Raw genomic sequence first — 1743 nt, 5'->3', positions numbered from 1 at the left:
TTTGAATAGGGCTAAGGCCGAATAGGGCAACATTTTATATTCTTCTCAAAGTTATTTATGAGATATCATTATTAAAATTAAATTTTAAATTATTTAAAAAGGAAATAATTATGATTGAAAAAGAAAAATCAAAAAAATTTTAACTAATAAAATTTTTATAATTAGTTTTGTTATAATTCTATTAAGTATAATTATATTGTAATATATCTTCTTAATAAAAAAGAAGATGAAACAGTTATAGGGATAACAACAGATATGATTGGATTTAATCCTTGTGACAAAACACATACAGAATCAGCAGATGGCGATACTATGTTTAATATGATGCATGATAAACTTTTTATAAATTATAATGGTGAATTAAAACCTCAATTATTAAAAGAAGTACCTCAAAAAGAAGGCAAAATATTAAAATGTGAATTAAAAGATAATATTTTATTTCATAATAATGAGAAAATGACAACTGAAGATGTTATTTTTACAATCGAAAAAGGGAAACAACAAAAACATGAACAATTTGAACAAATAGATAAAATCAAAAAAATAAATGATCTAAAATTTGAAATTATATTAAAAGAAGATGTTCTATTTTGGGATTTCCCTTTTACTTGGTTTATTAGAATAATTAATAAAAAAGCAACTGAAGAAAACGAATCAAAAGGATTAAAAATAGGAGCTGGCGCTTATAAATTAACAAAACATATTCCAAATAAAGAATTAAAATTCGAACTTTTCGAAAAATATCATGATCAAGATATTATCAAAAATTCTCCTAAAAAAATTAAATTCAAAATATCTAAAGATTCAAGTGCTCTTTTACAAGAATTAGAAAAAAAACAAGTCAATGCAATGCTTTATTACCCACCAACAGAAATTCAAAATTTAAAAGACAATTTAAAAAAAAAATATAAAAATATAGAAATATTAGAACACGAAAGAGATACTCAAAGTTATATTTATTTTAATAAACAAAAAACTAATGAAAATGTACGTAAAATCATTGCAAAATCTTTAGATATACAAACAATAATCAATGACTTAGGATTATCAGATAAAATTGCAAAATCTGCATTTCATAATAAATTACTTGGCCATGATCCTAGTATAAATTATCATCAACCTAATATAGAATTAGCTAAAACAGAAGTTCAAAAATTAAGTAAAGAAGATAAAAAATTAAAAATTGGAATTGGTAAAAACAAAACATCATTTCATAACAAAATAATAGAACAATTACGAAATGTTGGTTTTGAAACAATTTTAGACGAACCTGAGTGGAAAACTTTTTTGCAAAATTCAAAAAAAGGAAAAAATTCGCCTTATAATTTTGTTTTTTTAGCAGAAAATTTTGAAATGAAATACGCTCATAAATATATCGAAGATTATTTCAAGTCAACAAACGAAAGTAATTTCTTTGGTATCGATAAAGATGATAAAATTGACATCGAAGATAAATTGACAGAAGCTAAAAAATCATTAACTGACTCAACATATGAATCACTATTAAAAGAAATAGAACAATATTTATATGACAAACATTATTTATTTCCGTTAAAAACAGAAAAATCAATTATTTTAGTTAATACAGAAATAGAAAAAGGTTTTGAACAAGATGAATTTAGTAGATTTTTTAATATGAGATCAATTCAATATAAAAAAAATAATAACAATTAATTAAATTACAAATAAAAAATCCGAATTACTTTTAAATGAGTAATTCGGATTTTTTTATTAATAAATATC

Annotated in this window: 1 protein-coding gene; it reads left to right on the top strand. The window is 21.8% G+C overall.

The features are described 5' to 3' along the window. Positions 1-255: 255 nt before the first annotated feature. Positions 256-1674, top strand: coding sequence for an ABC transporter substrate-binding protein (locus KTO59_RS04160; protein ID WP_284928798.1), 1419 nt, complete (start codon positions 256-258; stop codon positions 1672-1674). The last annotated feature ends 69 nt before the right edge of the window (positions 1675-1743 follow it).

It is taken from the genome of Candidatus Phytoplasma sp. AldY-WA1 (assembly GCF_020312115.2).
Lineage (GTDB): Bacteria > Bacillota_I > Bacilli_A > Acholeplasmatales > Acholeplasmataceae > Phytoplasma > Phytoplasma vitis.
The sequence above is the reverse complement of the archived record's forward strand: the minus strand, read 5'-3'. Positions and strand labels throughout refer to the sequence as shown.